15 protein-coding genes are annotated in these 16,757 nt (G+C 67.0%); 13 read left to right on the forward strand and 2 right to left on the reverse strand.

The genetic code is table 11. The annotated features are described in order from the left end of the window. The first annotated feature begins 39 nt into the window (after positions 1-39). From ACKVEX_RS01035 to ACKVEX_RS01045, 3 genes are read left to right on the forward strand one after another with little or no spacing between them, the layout of a single operon-like run. Positions 40-1,326: an O-acetylhomoserine aminocarboxypropyltransferase/cysteine synthase family protein gene (locus ACKVEX_RS01035; protein WP_473213816.1), complete on the forward strand. Its 1,287-nt coding sequence runs from the start codon at positions 40-42 to the stop codon at positions 1,324-1,326. 12 nt (positions 1,327-1,338) lie between these two features. Further along, the gene (locus tag ACKVEX_RS01040; protein ID WP_473213817.1) at positions 1,339-1,938 is read left to right on the forward strand and encodes a DUF2802 domain-containing protein; all 600 of its coding nucleotides are present in this window, start codon (positions 1,339-1,341) and stop codon (positions 1,936-1,938) included. After that, positions 1,935-2,888: an SPOR domain-containing protein gene (locus ACKVEX_RS01045; RefSeq protein WP_473213818.1), complete on the forward strand. Its 954-nt coding sequence runs from the start codon at positions 1,935-1,937 to the stop codon at positions 2,886-2,888. The genes ACKVEX_RS01040 and ACKVEX_RS01045 overlap by 4 nt, the downstream gene beginning before the upstream one ends. A 27-nt stretch (positions 2,889-2,915) precedes the next feature. Here the strand turns inward: ACKVEX_RS01045 and ACKVEX_RS01050 are convergent, their stop codons facing one another. Further along, entirely contained in the window at positions 2,916-3,248 is a 333-nt protein-coding gene (locus tag ACKVEX_RS01050; RefSeq protein ID WP_473213819.1) for a hypothetical protein, read from the reverse strand. Positions 3,249-3,303: 55 nt separating this feature from the next. On the opposite strand from ACKVEX_RS01050, the gene ACKVEX_RS01055 reads away from it, so the two are divergent. The 10 genes from ACKVEX_RS01055 to ACKVEX_RS01100 all read left to right on the forward strand — a co-directional run bounded on the left by ACKVEX_RS01055 (position 3,304) and on the right by ACKVEX_RS01100 (position 15,303). Next, positions 3,304-3,684 carry a RidA family protein gene (locus ACKVEX_RS01055; RefSeq protein WP_473213820.1) on the forward strand — a complete coding sequence of 127 codons (381 nt, stop codon included), beginning with the start codon at positions 3,304-3,306 and terminating at the stop codon, positions 3,682-3,684. 54 nt (positions 3,685-3,738) lie between these two features. Continuing rightward, complete coding sequence (recG, locus tag ACKVEX_RS01060) at positions 3,739-5,853, forward strand: ATP-dependent DNA helicase RecG (RefSeq protein ID WP_473213821.1); 2,115 nt, start codon at positions 3,739-3,741, stop codon at positions 5,851-5,853. Between the two features lie 110 nt (positions 5,854-5,963). After that, the gene (locus tag ACKVEX_RS01065; RefSeq protein WP_473213822.1) at positions 5,964-7,175 is read left to right on the forward strand and encodes an efflux RND transporter periplasmic adaptor subunit; all 1,212 of its coding nucleotides are present in this window, start codon (positions 5,964-5,966) and stop codon (positions 7,173-7,175) included. Next, entirely contained in the window at positions 7,172-10,279 is a 3,108-nt protein-coding gene (locus ACKVEX_RS01070; RefSeq protein WP_473213823.1) for an efflux RND transporter permease subunit, read from the forward strand. Before ACKVEX_RS01065 ends, ACKVEX_RS01070 begins: the two co-directional genes overlap by 4 nt. Before the next feature lie 180 nt (positions 10,280-10,459). Then, on the forward strand, positions 10,460-11,008 hold the full coding sequence (locus tag ACKVEX_RS01075) for a chorismate--pyruvate lyase family protein (protein ID WP_473213824.1): 549 nt from the start codon (positions 10,460-10,462) through the stop codon (positions 11,006-11,008). Further along, positions 11,005-11,892 (forward strand): 4-hydroxybenzoate octaprenyltransferase, encoded by an 888-nt coding sequence (ubiA, locus tag ACKVEX_RS01080; protein WP_473213825.1) that lies wholly within the window; start codon positions 11,005-11,007, stop codon positions 11,890-11,892. The genes ACKVEX_RS01075 and ubiA overlap by 4 nt, the downstream gene beginning before the upstream one ends. A gap of 168 nt (positions 11,893-12,060) precedes the next feature. Then, complete coding sequence (locus tag ACKVEX_RS01085; protein ID WP_473213826.1) at positions 12,061-12,315, forward strand: hypothetical protein; 255 nt, start codon at positions 12,061-12,063, stop codon at positions 12,313-12,315. A 180-nt stretch (positions 12,316-12,495) separates the two neighbouring features. Next, on the forward strand, positions 12,496-13,311 hold the full coding sequence (gene pyrF / locus ACKVEX_RS01090) for an orotidine-5'-phosphate decarboxylase (RefSeq protein WP_473213827.1): 816 nt from the start codon (positions 12,496-12,498) through the stop codon (positions 13,309-13,311). 58 nt (positions 13,312-13,369) lie between these two features. After that, complete coding sequence (gene ubiD / locus ACKVEX_RS01095) at positions 13,370-14,863, forward strand: 4-hydroxy-3-polyprenylbenzoate decarboxylase (protein WP_473213828.1); 1,494 nt, start codon at positions 13,370-13,372, stop codon at positions 14,861-14,863. Then, positions 14,860-15,303, forward strand: a complete 444-nt coding sequence (locus tag ACKVEX_RS01100; protein ID WP_473213829.1) for a DUF4870 family protein — start codon at positions 14,860-14,862, stop codon at positions 15,301-15,303. Before ubiD ends, ACKVEX_RS01100 begins: the two co-directional genes overlap by 4 nt. Positions 15,304-15,306: 3 nt before the next feature. Here the strand turns inward: ACKVEX_RS01100 and dacB are convergent, their stop codons facing one another. Next, entirely contained in the window at positions 15,307-16,731 is a 1,425-nt protein-coding gene (dacB, locus tag ACKVEX_RS01105; protein ID WP_473213830.1) for a D-alanyl-D-alanine carboxypeptidase/D-alanyl-D-alanine endopeptidase, read from the reverse strand. Positions 16,732-16,757 lie beyond the last annotated feature (26 nt).

Genomic DNA, 16,757 nt, shown 5'->3' on the forward strand with positions numbered 1-16,757 from the left:
TATCCATGACGAACTCACCATCAGGGCCGCATTACGCACATGCCTGATCATCGCTTCGGCATCGAATCGCTATGCCTGCACGCCGGCCAGCAGCCGGACCCGGTCACCGGCGCGCGTGCCGTGCCGATCTACCAGACCACCTCCTTCGTGTTCGATTCGCCGGAGCATGCGGCGTCGCTGTTCAATCTGCAGACCTTCGGGAACGTGTATTCACGCATCTCGAATCCGACGGTCGCGGTGTTCGAGGAACGCATGGCCGCGCTGGAAGGCGGACGCGCCGCGCTTGCGACCTCGAGCGGTCTCGCGGCGCAGATGACCGCGCTGCTGACCCTGTGCGAAGCCGGCGACGAGATCGTGGCCGCGCGCACGCTGTACGGGGGCAGTTTCTCGCAACTCGATGTCAGTTTGCGCCGGCTCGGCATCAACACGGTGTTCGTCGATCCGGCGGATCCTCAGAACTTCCGCGCTGCGATCACCGATCGCACGCGTGCGGTGTTCGGCGAGATCATCGGCAATCCCAGCCTGAACGTTTTCGATGTCGCGGCGGTGGCCGGGATCACGCGCGCGGCAGGCGTACCGTTGATCATCGACAACACGCTGGCGTCACCGTACCTGTGTCGTCCCTTCGAGCACGGCGCGGACATCGTCATTCACTCGGCCACCAAATACATCGGTGGCCATGGCACGACCATGGGCGGCGTCATGATCGAATCGGGCACCTTTCCGTGGGACAACGGACGGTTCCCGCAGATGGTGGAGCCCTCGCCCGGTTATCACGGCGTGCGCTTCTACGAGACCTTCGGAAATTTCGGTTTCAGCATGAAGGCACGGATGGAGACGCTTCGGACCTTCGGGCAGGCTTTGTCGCCGCTCTCGGCCTTCATGCTGCTGCAGGGCCTGGAGACGCTGCATGTGCGCATGGACAGGCATGTGGCCAATGCACAGGCGGTGGCCGAGTTCCTGTCGGCACACGACAGCGTCGAGTGGGTCAATTACCCCGGGCTGGCGAGCAACCCCGAACACGCACTGGCGCGGAAGTACCTGCCCAAGGGCGCCGGCGGCATCCTGTCCTTCGGAATCCGCGGCGGCCAGGCGGCCGGCGAGCGCTTCATCGAGGCACTGCAGATGATCAGTCACCTCGCCAACGTCGGGGATGCGAAGACGCTGGTGATCCATCCGGCCTCGACCACCCACCGCCAGTTGTCGGAAGCCGAGCAGCGCGCGGCCGGTGTGCCGCCGGACATGGTCAGACTGTCGATCGGCATCGAGACGCTCGACGACATCCTGTGGGATCTCGACCAGGCCCTGGCCCGCGTGACGGACTAGGAGTCGAAAGGCGTGCGCGAACTCATCTGGCTGGTCATCGTCCTGCTGTTCGGCTACGTCGTTTTCCAGCTCTATCGCGCGCTGCGCATCGATGCCGACCGGAAACCCGAGGACCCGGCCGTGTCCGCACGGGACCGGATCGCCGGCGCGCCGTCGGTGCCGCAGAACGGGCAGACGATCGATCGGGGTCGATCCTATGACGTGTCGAGCCCGATCGACGCGCACGGCATGCGGGACCTCTTCGAATCGGCGGGCGCAGCGGGCGACATCGGGACGTCGGAGGTCTCAGGCGGTGCGCTGGCCGGGAACGACTTCCAGCAAAGCCTGGTGATGCGTCAGTTGCGCAACGACGTCGACCGGTTGCAGGCCGGACTGCTCGATGCATGCGAACGGGTGTCAAGGCTGGAGGCCATGGTGGTGGGGCTGCGCGAGCAACTGGACGCGGCGGTGGCGACCCAGGGCGTGTCACCCGCATACGACGAGGCGCTGGTGTTCGCCCGCCGCGGCCTGGGGGTCGAGGCGATCGCGGAGCGTTGCGGCATCTCGGTGGCCGAGGCGGAACTGGTCAGATCCCTGGCGCAAGGCGGCAGTCGCGGCCGGGAGGGTGCATGATTCCCATGAACCGGCGGGCGGCCGACTACCGGGAAGTGCTCGACCCGAGGCGCAAGCGCCGGGCCCTGCTTTATCGGGCGGCACTGGCTGGCGGCGTGATGGTGTTGCTGGTCATAGGCTTGTCGCTGTACGACGGCGAGGCGCCGAGCGGACCACAGGTCAGCGGCGTGGTGAGCAGTCCGCCGGCTTTGCCTTTGACACCGATGCCTGACATCGCGGAGCCGGTCACGCCGGGCGCCATGCCGGTCACGGTTCCGCCCGATGCGTCGCCTGCGCTGGCGGAAGAGGACCGCGAGGCTGGCGCGACCGACGCAGCCCACGCTGATGCAACGGACGAGGATGCCGCATCCCCGCCAGTGACGGATTCGGCGGCCGACGCGACCGCGCTCGGCGTTGAAACCGAGGGTGGCGACGATGAGGCACCCCGGCCGTCGTCCCAGGACGCGGTCCCATCGGTCGCGGAGGGGGTGAATGGTGGCACGGTGGCGCGGCCGGTGGTTCCCCGCTCGGCGCCACCGGTTCAGCGCTATCAGATTCGACTCGGTGGCTTCGTCGATCCGGACGCTGCGATCGCTTTGCAGGGCGACCTGGCTGCACGCGGCCATCTCGCACAGACACAGACCCGGGTCGCGGTCGGTTCGTACCCGGTTCGGGCCGATGCCGAGCGCGCGCTGGCACAATTGCGCTCCGAGCAAGGTCTGCGCGGTCTGCTGATCCAGGTGCCCGAAACCGGCGGGTTCGCGGCCCAGGTCGGCGTGTTCGGGGAGGCCGCCAATGCCGAGCGACTCGCCCGCAGGCTCGAGGCGGCGGGCTTGCCCGTACAGATGCAGCGACGCGTGGTGCTGGGACCGTATGCCGACCGCGCCGCGGCGGAAGCGGCGATCGACGCGGTCGAAGCCGACCATGGTGCGGCAGGCGTTATCGTCGCGCTGCCGGCGTCCGGCCGCTAGTCGGACAGCCCCCGCGCGCTGCAAACCTCAGTCGGCGTCGCTCTGCCCCGACTTCTGCAGCCGCCTGGCGAAGACGGCCATCTCCTTGGCCGCCTGCTTGTCCCCCTTGCGCTCGGCGATCGCGATGCCCTGCGTATACGCGCCGAGCGCCTCCTCCAGCGCGCCGTCGAGCGTCAGGGCCTTGCCCAGGCCCTTCCACGCGGCCGAATAGTCCGGATCCAGTCGCACCGCATCACGGTAGAATCCGATCGCACGCGCGAGGTCTTCGTCCAGCCACGCATTGGCAAGCGAGAAGCGCAGCATCGCGCCGTCGCGCGGCCCGTCCAGCAGCTTCTCCAGATTGGTGATCATCGGCTTCATTGCGGCTCCCGGTTACAATCCGCTTTCGTCCTGCCCTCATACAAGGATACAGATCATGAGTCGCACAATCATCTCCACACCGAATGCCCCGGCCGCGATCGGCACCTATTCCCAGGCGGTCAAGGCGGGCAACACCGTCTTCATGTCGGGGCAGATCGGCCTGGATCCGGCCACCATGACGATGGTCGAGGGTTTCGAGGCGCAGACCGTGCGCGTGTTCGACAATCTGAAGGCGGTCGCGGAGGCGGCGGGCGGATCGCTGTCCGATGCGGTGAAGCTGACGATCTATCTGACCGATCTGTCGAATTTCGCTACCGTCAATGAGGTCATGGCGCGCTACTTCGAGCAGCCGTATCCGGCTCGGGCCGCGGTCGGCGTCAGGGAACTGCCCAAGGGCGCGGTGGTCGAGGCCGACGCGATACTCGTGCTGTCCTGAGCCTGGCTGCAACGGTCTTACGTCTACCGGAGTTGGTCGGATTTGGGCGATTCTGTGACGGCAGATCAGCCTGGCGTCCGACGCACGTCCACGGTTGCGGGCGGCGCGGGCGGTCGCGAACCCGGCCGGGCATCGACAAGCTGGCCGGGAGTCGGTGCGCAGCTGGCTGCGCGTCTGGGCAAACTGGATATCCACGGGCCGGCCGATCTGCGCCTGCACCTGCCGCTGCGCTACGAGGATGAAACCCGTCTGACGGCTGTAGGCGACGCGCGCGAAGGGGCGTTGGTGCAGGTCGAGGGCGACGTCGTGTCCTGCGACGTGATGTTGCGGCCCCGCCGTCAATTGGTCGCGCGCATCCGCGATGCGACCGGCACGATGGTCGCCCGCTGGCTGAACTTCTACCCGTCGCAACAAAAGCAGCTCGAACCCGGCCGCCGCGTGCGCCTGTTCGGTGAGGTCAGGGGCGGCTTCTTCGGCGACGAGATGATTCATCCCCGGGTGCGGACGGTCAGCGAAGGTGAAGGCTTGCCCGACGCGCTCACACCAGTGTATCCGACCACGGCCGGGCTGGCGCAGTCGGCGCTGAGGAAACTGATCGCCCGGGCGCTCGACGAGGCCGACGATGCGGAGCTGCTGCCCGACGATGTGTTGCAGGCACTCGCGCTGCCCGGTTTCGACGCATCGCTGCGCACGCTGCATCATCCGTCCTCCGACATCGACCCGACCGCGCTCGAGACGCGTGATCATCCGGCCTGGCGCCGGATCAAGTTCGAGGAGTTGCTGGTGCAGCAGCTGTCGCTGCGCCGCGCCTACAATGCCCGCCGGGCGCGTACCGCGGTGGCCTTGCCCCCGCGCGGGCGATTGACCAACGCCTTGCTGACATCGTTGCCATTCGCGCTGACCGGGGCGCAGCGGCGTGCGTTCAGCGAGATCGCGCATGACCTGGACGCACCCAACCCGATGCAGCGCCTGCTGCAGGGCGACGTGGGGTCGGGCAAGACCATCGTGGCGGCGCTGGCCATGCTGCAGACTGCCGAGAATGCGTATCAGGCGGCACTGATGGCACCGACGGAGATTCTCGCGGAGCAGCACTACGTCAAACTGCAGACTTGGCTCGAGCCGCTTGGCGTTCGGGTGGCATGGCTGTCGGGCAGTCGCAAAAAACGCGAGCGCGCGGCCGAGCTTGCCCTACTGGCTTCGGGAGAGGTGTCGCTGGCAGTCGGCACCCACGCGCTGATCGAGGATCCGGTCGCGATGCCCCTGCTCGGGCTCGCGATCGTCGATGAACAGCATCGGTTCGGCGTTCGACAGCGGCTGGCTCTGCGCGACAAGGCGACCGGCGGCCGTCATCCGCACATGCTGATGATGTCGGCTACACCGATCCCACGCACGCTGGCGATGACCCATTACGCCGATCTGGACGTATCGGTGCTCGACGAACTGCCGCCCGGGCGGACCCCGGTCGCGACCCGCATGGTGTCCGAGGCCCGGCGCGACGAGGTGATCGCGCGAATTCGGGACGCCTGTGCCGGCGGACGTCAGGCCTACTGGGTGTGCCCGCTGATCGAGGAGTCCGAGGCCTTACAGCTGAAGACCGCGCAGCAGACCTTCGACGCGCTGACCGCCAGCCTGCCCGGCCTGCGCATCGGTCTGGTGCATGGCCGGCTCAAGCCGGCGCAGAAGTCCGCGGTCATGGCGGAGTTCACGGCCGGAACGATCGATCTGCTGGTCGCGACCACGGTCATCGAGGTCGGCGTGGACGTGCCCAACGCGAGTCTGATGGTGATCGAGCACGCGGAGCGCTTCGGGCTGGCGCAGTTGCATCAGCTGCGCGGGCGGGTCGGTCGCGGGACCGCCGAATCGGTGTGCGTGCTGATCTATGCCCAACCGCTGTCCGAGACGGCACGGGCGCGACTCAAGGTGATCTTCGAGCATTCGGACGGTTTTGTGATCGCGCGCGAGGACCTTCGCATCCGCGGGCCGGGGGAGTTCGTCGGCGCGCGGCAAAGCGGCGTGCCCCTGCTGCGCTATGCCGATCTGGAGGCGGACCGGGAACTGATCGCGCCGGCACGTGCCTTAGCGGAGCGCCTGCTGAGCGAAGCGCCGGCTCAAGCGGAGTGCCTGATGGCGCGCTGGCTCGGCGGCCGCGCTGGATTGTTGCGGGCCTGAGTATAGCGCGGGTGTATCATCGATTGCTTATTCCGGACCGGGTGGGGCGGCGGTAGGCCCGCCTGCTTGCTACACCGTTCGGACCGGTCTTTCTATGCAGGACGTTCGTAATGCGCCGTTTACTGGCCCTGTTCATCCTCGCCGCCGCGATCGGCGGATTCATGCTGCTGCAGGCGAGCCGCCCCAAACCTCCGCCAGTGGAGGCGCGCGAACGGGTGTGGCGGGTGGCGGTCGAGTCGGTCACGCCGGCTGCGCACCGTCCGACGCTGACGCTCTACGGTCAGGTCGAGGCACCCGATCGCATTCGTGCCGCTGCCCCGGTTGCGGGCCGGATCCTAGAAGTCAACGTGCGCGACGGCGATGGCGTCGCGGCCGGCACTGTGCTGGCGCGCATGGATCCGCGCGATCTGCAGCCACGGCTCGAGCAGGCGCGCGCCGATGTCGAGCGTGAGCTGATCCGCGCGCGACATGACCGGGACGCGCTCACTCAGGAACGGGAACTGCTGCAACTCGCACAGGCCAAGCTCGCCCGCTTCGAAACCCTTTCGACGGCGCGCATGGGTGCGGAGAGCGCCGCCGATCAGGCGCGCGAGGAAGTCGCGCGGGTCAGGCTTTCGATTTCGATGCGCGAGCAGGCGATCGCCGAGCATCCTGCACGTCTGGGGCAGTTGCGTGCCCGTCTGGCCGAGGTGGAGCGGGACGTCGAACGCGGCGAAGTGGTCGCACCCTTCGATGCGCGTGTCGCACGGGTCGAAGTCGCTGCCGGCGATCAGGTCCAGGCCGGTCAGACCCTGCTTACACTGTACTCGTCGGAGGGCATCTACCTGCGGGCGAGGCTGCCGGCGATCTACGCGGCCGAGCTGCGCAAGGCGCTGGATGCCGGCGAGCGGCTGGATGCGAGCGTCGAGTTCGGTTCCCGGGTCCTGAGCGCGTGGCTGGAGCGGATCGGTGGCGAGGCCGATGCACGGGGCGTGGACATCATGTTGAAGCTCGACGAGGCGGAAGGCGTGCCCGTGGGCGCGTTCGTCAACGCGCTGCTCGAGCGCCCGGCGGTCGCCGAAGCCTTGTCGCTTCCGTTCTCGGCCCTGCATGGCGGCGATCGCATTTACGCGGTCGACGCGGACGAACGCCTGGTCGGCCTTCGGGTCGTGCGTATCGGCGAGCACCGTGTCGACAACGCGCCCCGCATGCTGGTGCACATACCGGGTTTCGACGCGGGCACGCGGGTGATGGTGACCCATCTGCCGAATGCGATTGACGGGCTCGCGATCGACGCGACGGCGAATGCGGGGCCGGCGGCGGGCGCGGTGGACATGCGATGAAGCAGGGCGTCATCCCGCTTTTGCTGCGCCACCGCGTCGCGGCCAATGTGCTGATGCTGCTCGCGTTAGTGGTCGGCGTGCTCGGCGTGACCCGCATGAACGTGCAGTTCTTTCCCACTTTTGCGCTCGACATCATCAGCGTGCGGGTGGTCTGGAGCGGCGCCTCGGCCGAGGATGTCGAGATCGGGATCACGACACCGCTGGAAGAGCGCCTGAAGACCATCGACGGCCTGAAACGCATGACCTCCACGTCTGCGCAGGGGGTGTCCAGTATCACGCTCGAACTGCACGAGCGCACCGACGCGCTGCTCGCGCTCGATCAGGCGCGTCAGCGGGTGGACGAGTTCCGCAATCTTCCCAGGGACGCCGAGACGCCGCAGGTCAGCCGCGTCAGCCGTTACGATCCGATCGCGCGGCTGCTGGTGCGTGGCAGCAGCGTCGAGGAGCTGCGGCCCTGGGTGCGTCGCTTCGAGAGCGAACTGCTCGCCGCCGGCATCGACCGGGTCGACATCACCGGGCTTCCGGAAGAGCGCATCGCGATCGAGGTGCCGTCGGCCGCGCTCGAGACGCTGGGCCTGTCACTGACCGAGATCGGGGAGCGCGTCTCCAGTCTGGCGCGCGATGTCCCGGCCGGCGTCGCCGGCGAGCAGGACGGGGCGCGCGACATCCGCGGGCTGGAGCAGCGTCGCGACCCACTCGCGTTCGAGACGCTGCCTATCGTCAGCGACGCTCGCGGGCTGGTGAGACTGGGCGAGATCTCGACGGTGACGCGCGAGCCCCGGCCCGGTGCGCTGGCGCTGTCCGAGGCCGGTGACGCGGTGATCGAACTGCAGTTGCAGCGCGCCGAGACCGGCCATTCGCTGAAGGCGGCGCGCGTGCTCGAAAACTGGCTGGCGGAGGTCACGCCGACGCTGCCACCGACGATCACGCTCGAGGTCTTCGACACGCAGTGGGAGTTGATCCGGGACCGGATCCAGCTGCTGGTGAAGAACGGTGTCGGCGGTCTGCTGCTGGTGGTGTTGGTGCTGTACGTGTTCCTGCCGGCGAGGGTCGCCTTCTGGGTGATGGTCGGCATCCCGACCGCGTTTCTCGCGACCCTCGGGCTGATGCTGTTCTTCGGTGGCTCGATCAACATGATGAGCCTGTTCGCACTGATCATGGCGCTCGGCGTGATCGTGGACGATGCGATCGTGGTCAGCGAGGATGCGGACACCCATCGCAGGATGGGCGAAGGTCCGGAGCTGGCGGCGCTCGGCGGCGCGCGCCGCATGTTCTGGCCGGTGGTCGCGGCGTCGCTGACGACGGTGGCGGCCTTCATCCCGCTGATGATGGTCGGCGGCATCATCGGCAATATCCTGTTCGACATTCCATTCGTGATGATCATGGTGATCATGGCGGCGCTGATGGAGAGCTTCCTGATCCTGCCGGCGCATCTGAAGAGCGCGCTGAGCGGGGAGGCCGCGCGTCACACGTCGAAGGTACGCCAGCGACTGGACGCCGCATTCGAGCACTTCCGCGACCGTCGTTTCCGGCCGCTGGTGACGCTGGCGCTCGAATGGCGTGGCACCACGGTCGCGATCACGCTGGCGGTGATGATCCTGGCGGTCGGTCTGATCGCCGGCGGACGTATCAGTTTCGTGTTCTTTCCGACGCCCGAGGGCCAGATCGTCTATGCCAACGCCGGTTTCGTCGCGGGCACGCCGCGGGCGCACACCGATGCGTATCTGCGCCAGCTCGAGCGCGCGCTGCTCGAGACCGAGGCCGAACTGGGTGGCGGCCTGGTTCGGACCGCAGTGTCGCGGCTTGGCGGTTCGGCCGGGACCGGCGCGAGCGGCGGTGCCACCGGGGATCAGCTCGCCGCGATCATGGTCGAGCTGACTCCGCCGGACGAGCGCGATGTGCGCAACGAGCGTTTCCTCGCCACGTGGCGCGCGAAGGCGGGCGAGGCGGCCGGGCTGGAGAGCCTGACCTTCACCGCGCGCCAGGCGGGCCCGCCCGGACGGGATCTGACCGTTCGCCTGACCGGTGACAATGCCGATGCGCTGAAGGCGGCTGCGCTGGACCTGGCCGAAACGCTGAAGAGCATCCCCGGCGTCACCGACACCGAGGACGACATGCCGTTCGGACGGGAGCAGCTCGTCTATCGGCTCACACCATCCGGTGAGGCGCTGGGCCTGACCACCGAGAGTCTCGGACGGCAGTTGCGTGCATCCTTCGACGGCATGCTGGCACAACTGGTGCAGAGCGGGCGCGACGAGTTCGAAGTCCGCGTGATGCTGCCGCGGGACGAACGCGAGCGACTGGACGTATTCGAGCGCATGGTGGTCGAGGTGCCGGGCGGGCGCTTCGTGCCGCTCGCCACGGCCGTCAGATGGGAGTCCAGGCGCGGTTTCGAGGCCTTGCGCCATGCCGACGGCCGGCTCGCAGTCGAGGTCTCGGGCGAGGTCGATGTCGCGCAGACCAATGCCAATGCGATCCAGGCCGAGCTGCTGCGCGAGGCATTGCCGCAGCTCGCGCTGCGCCATGGGGTCGAGTACAGCTTTCAGGGGCGTGCCGCCGATCAGCGGGAGACGCTGGGCGACATGCGAACCGGCCTGATCCTCGGGCTGGGGCTGATCTATCTGGTGCTGGTGTGGTCGTTCGCGTCCTGGAGCTGGCCGCTGGTGGTGATGGCCGCCATTCCGCTGGGGCTGGCAGGCGCGATCTTCGGCCACTGGGTGCTGGGCATCAACCTGACCATCCTGTCGATGTTCGGCCTGTTCGCGCTGGCCGGCATCGTGGTCAATAATTCGATCATCCTGGTCACTTTCTTCACTGAATTGCGCAAGAAGGGCCACGACATCCGCGATGCGCTGATCGGCGCGGCCTGCGGGCGCCTGCGCGCGGTGCTGCTGACGTCCCTGACGACGATCGGGGGTCTGATGCCGCTGATGTTCGAGCGATCCCTGCAGGCGCAGTTCCTGATTCCGATGGCGACGTCGATCGCGTTCGGTTTGGGTTTCTCCGCCGTGCTGGTGTTGTTTTTCATCCCTGCGCTATTGTCGCTGCTAGAGGACCTGAAGCAGTGGTTGCGGCGCGCGCCCGGCGAAGCGGTCACCGCTTGACCGGGCGACGGAGCAAACCCAGGGTTCGGGCCCTTTGATGAGCCGGCCCAGGCCGAGTTGACCAAGCTCCGGGCGTACCGGGGCCGATCGGACGCCGACGCTTCTGCCGTGCATGTCGGCAAACCGGTGCGTATCCTCTCGCTTATGCGAAACCCGGCTCAAGACCTGCACCAGCTGAAAATGCGATCCTCTGCTCGCTGGAGACAGCATCCGCCGCGCACTCGCGTGCCGCCCGGCTTGCGGCCCTGGCTGACCGATCCCGGGTCCCTGACCGGTCGTATCGTCGAGCGCTGCCTGCGTTTTCGCGTCGTCGTGCTCGGGCAATACGTGGGGCGAGCGATGCTCGACGATCGGGCAGTGCTGAGCGTGCGGGGCCATGAGCGGGTGTGGGTGCGCGAAGTGCTGCTGGTCGCCGACGAGCGGGTCGTCGTCTACGCGCGTTCGGTTCTGACGCTCCGGAGCCTGCGCGGGCGGTGGCGCCTGTTCAGGGGCATCGGTGGGCGACCCTTGGGCGCGGCGCTTTTCGCGGATCCCCGCATCGAACGGCTTCCGCTCGAGTCGACCGCGCTGGATGGACGTGATGCGCGCTATCATCGGGCCTCGGCTATAGCCGGACTGCCCGATCGACCGGAGCGGCTGTGGGCCAGGCGCTCGCGCTTTCGACAATCCGGCCGGGATCTGCTGGTCACCGAGGTCTTTCTGCCGGCCATTCTGGATCTTCCTGCATGACATCGTCGCTGTATCGTCTTTCCGAACGGTTTCCGCATTATGTCCGGCTGATGCGGCTCGACCGGCCGATCGGCATCCTGCTGTTGTTGTGGCCCACGCTGTGGGGGTTGTGGATTGCGGCCGACGGTGTTCCCACGGCGTACATCCTGTTCGCCTTCGTGCTCGGGACCGTGCTGATGCGTTCGGCTGGCTGCGTGATGAACGACTTTGCCGACCGGCATTTCGACGGTCATGTCGAACGCACCCGCGCCCGACCGCTTGCGACCGGCGCCGTCACGGTCCGCGAGGCGGTGGTGCTCGCGACGTTGCTGTGCCTGCTCGCTTTGCTGTTGGTGCTGCCGCTCGACCCCCTGGTGTTGTGGTTGTCGCTGCCGGCGCTGTTCCTGGCGGCCAGCTATCCGTTCACGAAGCGGTTCCTCGCGATTCCGCAGGCCTATCTCGGCATCGCGTTCGGTTTCGGCATCCCGATGGCTTTCGCCGCGGTTCAGGGTGCGGTGCCGCCACTGGCCTGGCTGATGCTGCTCGCGAACGTGTTCTGGGCGGTTGCCTACGACACCGAGTACGCGATGGTCGACCGCCCGGACGACCTGAAAATCGGAATCAGGAGTGCGGCGATCACGTTCGGACGCTTCGATGTCGCGGCGGTGATGCTGTGCTATGCGATCACTCTCGCATTGCTGGCGCTGACCGGGGTGCTGGCCGGCCTGGGGCCGCTGTTTCATGTGGGCCTGGTGGTCGCCGCCGGCATCGCGCTCTATCACTATGTGCTGATTCGTCAGCGCGATCGACCGCGTTGTTTCAAGGCCTTTCTGCACAACAACTGGCTGGGTGCAGCGATCTTCGTCGCGCTGGTGCTGGACCGGTGGTCTTTTGCAGCGGGCTGAGCGCGTCACCTGCGCATCCGGTCGGACCCCGTCATGCGCTCGGGGCGGGGCGCTCGGGACGGGGCGGGCCCATTTTTTCCATGCAATGCGAGGCTCACTGAAACGTCCTGGGGCGTTCGCGGTCCACCGCTTGCGGGATCGATCCCGCACTTCCCCAAGGAGGACACGATGAAGATCAAGCGCAACATACTGATTGGCCTGTTCGCGATGGCGATGTCGTCGGCCGCACTCGCTTTCCATTGCCCGGCGGACATGAAGAAGATCGACGATGCGCTGGCGCAGAATCCGCAACTGAGCAGCGAGCAGATGGCGGAGGTGAACAGCCTGCGTGCCGAGGGCGAGGAACTGCACAAGGCCGGCAAGCACCAGGAGTCGGTCGATACGCTCGCCAAGGCGATGGCGATCCTGGGCATCGGTTCCTGAAACCGTTGTTCAACTGCGCGTTTTTCGGCTGAAGGGGGCTGCAGTCAGCCCCCTTCGCTTTCGGGCGGGGGATCATCCGGCTATCATCCGGACTCCCGCAGTCCATCGCTCGACCTTTCGAACCGTCCGGCTACCGGATCGAGGATCTCCAATCCGCCCCAACCCACGGAACCCGCTTCGATGCACTTCATGCGCGACCTCAAGACGGCGTGGCGACAGCGAAACAGCCTGCTGTGCGTCGGTCTCGATCCCGATCCCTCGCGAATTCCCGCCCATCTGAGCGGCAGGCCGGATGCGATATTCGAGTTCTGCCGCGGGATCGTGGACGCGACGGCCGACCTGGTGTGCTGTTTCAAGCCGCAAATCGCGTATTTCGCCGCCCATCGGGCCGAAGACCAGCTCGAGGCGCTGATCGCGCACATCCATGCGGCGCATCCCGGCGTGCCGGTGATTCTGGACGCCAAGCGCGGCGATATCGGCAGTACCGCCGAACAGTATGCGATCGAGGCCTTCGAACGCTTCAGGGCCGACGCGATCACGGTCAATCCGTACATGGGGCGCGATTCGATCGAACCCTATGTCGCGCGTCCGGACAAGGGGGTGATCCTGCTGTGCCGCACCTCCAACCCGGGAGGCAGCGACCTGCAGTTCCTCGACGTCGGAGGCGGCGAGCGCCTGTTCGAGCGGGTTGCCCGTCTGGTCGCCGAGGAATGGAACGTCAGCGGCAACTGCGCGTTGGTGGTCGGTGCGACCTATCCGGAGGAGGTCCGTCGCGTTCGGGAACTGGTCGGCGACATGCCCCTGCTGGTGCCGGGCGTCGGCGCGCAGGGCGGCGATGTGGAGGCCACCGTCAGGGCCGGCCGCAGCGATGACGGCGTCGGCCTGATGATCAATTCCTCGCGTGCGATCCTGTACGCGGGCGCTGGCGAGGATTTCGCCGACGCGGCGCGGGAAGTGGCGCTCGCGACACGGGACGCGATCAATCGCCATCGCTGACTTCGGCCGCGCCGCGACCTATGCGGCGCATCCGCTCCCCAATTCCGACGGAGATCAAATGCGGTACAAGGACCTGCGCGACTTCATCGCACAACTCGAGCAACGCGGCGAACTCAAGCGGATCGCACGTGAGGTCGACACGCATCTCGAGATGACCGAGATCGCGGACCGGGTGCTGCGTACCGGCGGGCCGGCACTGTTGTTCGAGAAACCGGTGACGCGGGGCGTGCCGCAGCGCATTCCGGTGCTGGCCAATCTGTTCGGCACGCCGGAACGGGTGGCCCTCGGTATGGGTGAGGATCCGGGTCCGCAGCGCGACTGGCGGACGCCGCTGCGCGAGGTCGGCAAGCTGCTCGCGTTCCTGAAGGAGCCGGAGCCGCCTAAGGGTCTGAAGGATGCGTGGGACAAATTGCCGGTGTTCAAGCAGGTGCTGAACATGGCACCTTCGGTTCAGCGCTCGGCGCCTTGCCAGGAAGTGGTCTGGTCGGGCGACGACGTCGACCTGTCGCAATTTCCGATCCAGCATTGCTGGCCGGGCGATGCGGCGCCGCTGATCACGTGGGGCCTGGTGGTGACACGCGGGCCGGGCAAGAAGCGCCAGAATCTCGGCATCTACCGCCAGCAGGTCCTCGGGCCGAACCGGGTGATCATGCGCTGGCTCGCGCATCGCGGCGGCGCGCTCGATTTTCGGGATCACCAGCAGGCGCATCCGGGCGAACCCTTCCCGGTCGCGGTGGTGCTCGGTTGCGACCCGGCGACGATACTGGGGGCGGTCACGCCGGTGCCCGACTCGCTGTCCGAATACCAGTTCGCCGGCTTGCTGCGCGGCGCGAAGACCGAGCTGGTGAAATGCATCGGCTCCGACCTGCAGGTGCCCGCGTCCAGCGAGATCGTGCTGGAGGGCGTGATCGAGCCGGGCGACATGGCCCCCGAAGGGCCTTATGGCGACCACACCGGCTATTACAACGAGGTGTCCGAGTTTCCGGTGTTCACGATCGAACGCATCACGATGCGCAGGAACCCGATCTACCATTCGACCTATACCGGCAAGCCGCCGGATGAGCCGGCCATGCTCGGCCTGGCGCTGAACGAGGTGTTCGTGCCGTTGCTGCAGAAGCAGTTTCCGGAGATCGTCGACTTCTACCTGCCGCCCGAGGGCTGCTCCTACCGGCTGGCCGTGGTCAGCATTCGCAAGCAGTACCCGGGACATGCCAAGCGGGTGATGTTCGGCATCTGGAGTTTTCTGCGCCAGTTCATGTACACCAAGTTCATCATCGTTGTCGATGACGATGTCGATATTCGTGACTGGAAGGAGGTGGTCTGGGCGATGACGACGCGGATCGACGCGACCCGCGATACGGTGCTGGTCGACAACACGCCCATCGACTATCTCGATTTCGCCAGTCCGGTCGCGGGCCTGGGAAGCAAGATGGGACTGGATGCGACCAACAAATGGCAGGGGGAATCGGCACGTGAATGGGGGCGGCCGATCGTGATGGACGACGCGGTCAAGCGCCGGGTCGACGCGATGTGGGAAGAACTCGGACTGTGAGCGACCAGCGCGCGGACCGGGACATGACCCGGGTGAGCGGACCGGGGGACGGCAAGTCCGATTCGTTCGAGAGCCTGTTGCTGGTCACTCACGTCGTGTATGGGTTGCACGCGTTCGCGCTGCTGTCCGGTCTCGTCGGGTCGGTCGCGATCCTGGTGAGCTTCCTCGCCAGCGTTCCGTCGGTCGTCGCGGTGGTGATCAACTACGTGAAACGCTCGGCGGTGCGTGGCACCTGGCTGGAAAGCCATTTCCGATGGCAGATCCGCACCTTCTGGTTCGCGCTGCTGTGGTATGTGATCGCCCTGATCGGCATCGTGAGCATCGTCGGAGTGCTGCCCGGGCTGGTGATCCTGTTGGCGACCAGCATCTGGGTGGTGTATCGCATCATCCGCGGCTGGTGGGCGCTGGTCAATGGGCGCACGATGCCCGATCCGGACTGAGGTTCAGCCGCCCGCCCACACCCACTCGACCAGTGCGTCCTGTGCCGCCTGGCTGTCGGGTGCCTTCGGGTCGTTCACCATCATCACGACCGCATGTCTGTGGCCGTCGCGATCGAGCACATAGCCGGCGATCGCGCGCACCTGGTTGATGGTGCCAGTCTTGATGTGTGCCTGGCCGCGTGCCGGGCTGCCGGACAGGCGGCGATGCGCGGTGCCGTCGATGCCGGCCATCGGCAGGGCGGCGATGAATTCCGGCATGAACGGGCGTCGCCATGCGGTGACCAGCAGCGTGCCGAGGCTGTCGGCACGAATGCGTTCGATGCGGGACAGGCCGGCCCCGTTTTCGATCACCATGCCGCTGGTCTCGATGCCGGCGCGCGCCAGGCTTCCGACCGCAAGTGTCGCACCTGACGCGATCATGTCCAATGACGCGGGCGTGCGCCGGCCGATGCTCGCAAGTAGCTGGCGGGCGATCACATTGCTCGACCACTTGTTCATCTCGCGCACCACCTCGGCCAGTGCAGGCGACGTGTCGCTGACAAGAAATGTGCCGCCGGTGGGTGCCAGACCGCTTCGGACGGTGCCGCCGAGTCGCCCGCCGACCTCCTGCCACAGGGCTGCGATCACCGCGGCGGCGAAGGCATCGGGCGGCAGGGGGGCCGCACTCCAGGTACGCGGTCCGCAACTCGCCGGCAATCCTCCGAGCAGAACCAGCCGGGTGTTGCCCGGTGCGGACTCGACGCGCGCGTCAAGATTGCGATGCCACACGCCGCACGCCCCCGATTCCGTGACGATGCGGTTGTCGATGCCGAGACCGGCGAGCGGCGGACTGCTCACGACGCCGACCGGCGCACCGGGGCCGGAGGCCGGCTGCAGCGACAGCAATAGCGTGTTGAAATGCAACATCAGTCCGTGCGGCCCGCTGTTGTAGGGACGCAAGCCACGACCGTCGAAGGCGAACGGATCGTGGGCGGGCAGGGCCAGCGCCGAGCCGTCCAGCACGATATCGCCGCGAACGGACGCGATGCCCATCGCGCGCACCTGTCTGAGCAGTTTCCATACGCGCTCGTAGCTCAGGACCGGATCCGCGCCGCCGATGATCAGCAGGTCCCCGTCCAGCACGCCGTCGCGCACCGTGCCAGTCGTTTCGATGCGCGTGGTCCAGGTGTGAGCCGGTCCCAGTTCCTCGAGTGCGGCGAAGGCGGTCACGAGTTTCATGACCGAGGCCGGATTCATCGGCTTGTCCGCGTTGACGCTCAGGGTCGGGGTCTTGCCCTCGACCGGCTGGACCCAGACCGACACGTTGGATGCCGGAATGCCGGCGCGGGCGAGCGCTTGCGCGACCGCAGGCGGCAACGTGGCCGCATGGCTGAGCGACATCCACGCGATCGCCAGCATCGCGACCACAAGATTCAACACCCTGCTCATGTCAGCGTTCCCAACTCGGATCGACC

It is taken from the genome of Denitraticella aggregata (assembly GCF_048158365.1).
In the GTDB taxonomy this organism is placed as follows: domain Bacteria; phylum Pseudomonadota; class Gammaproteobacteria; order Burkholderiales; family Rhodocyclaceae; genus Azoarcus_F.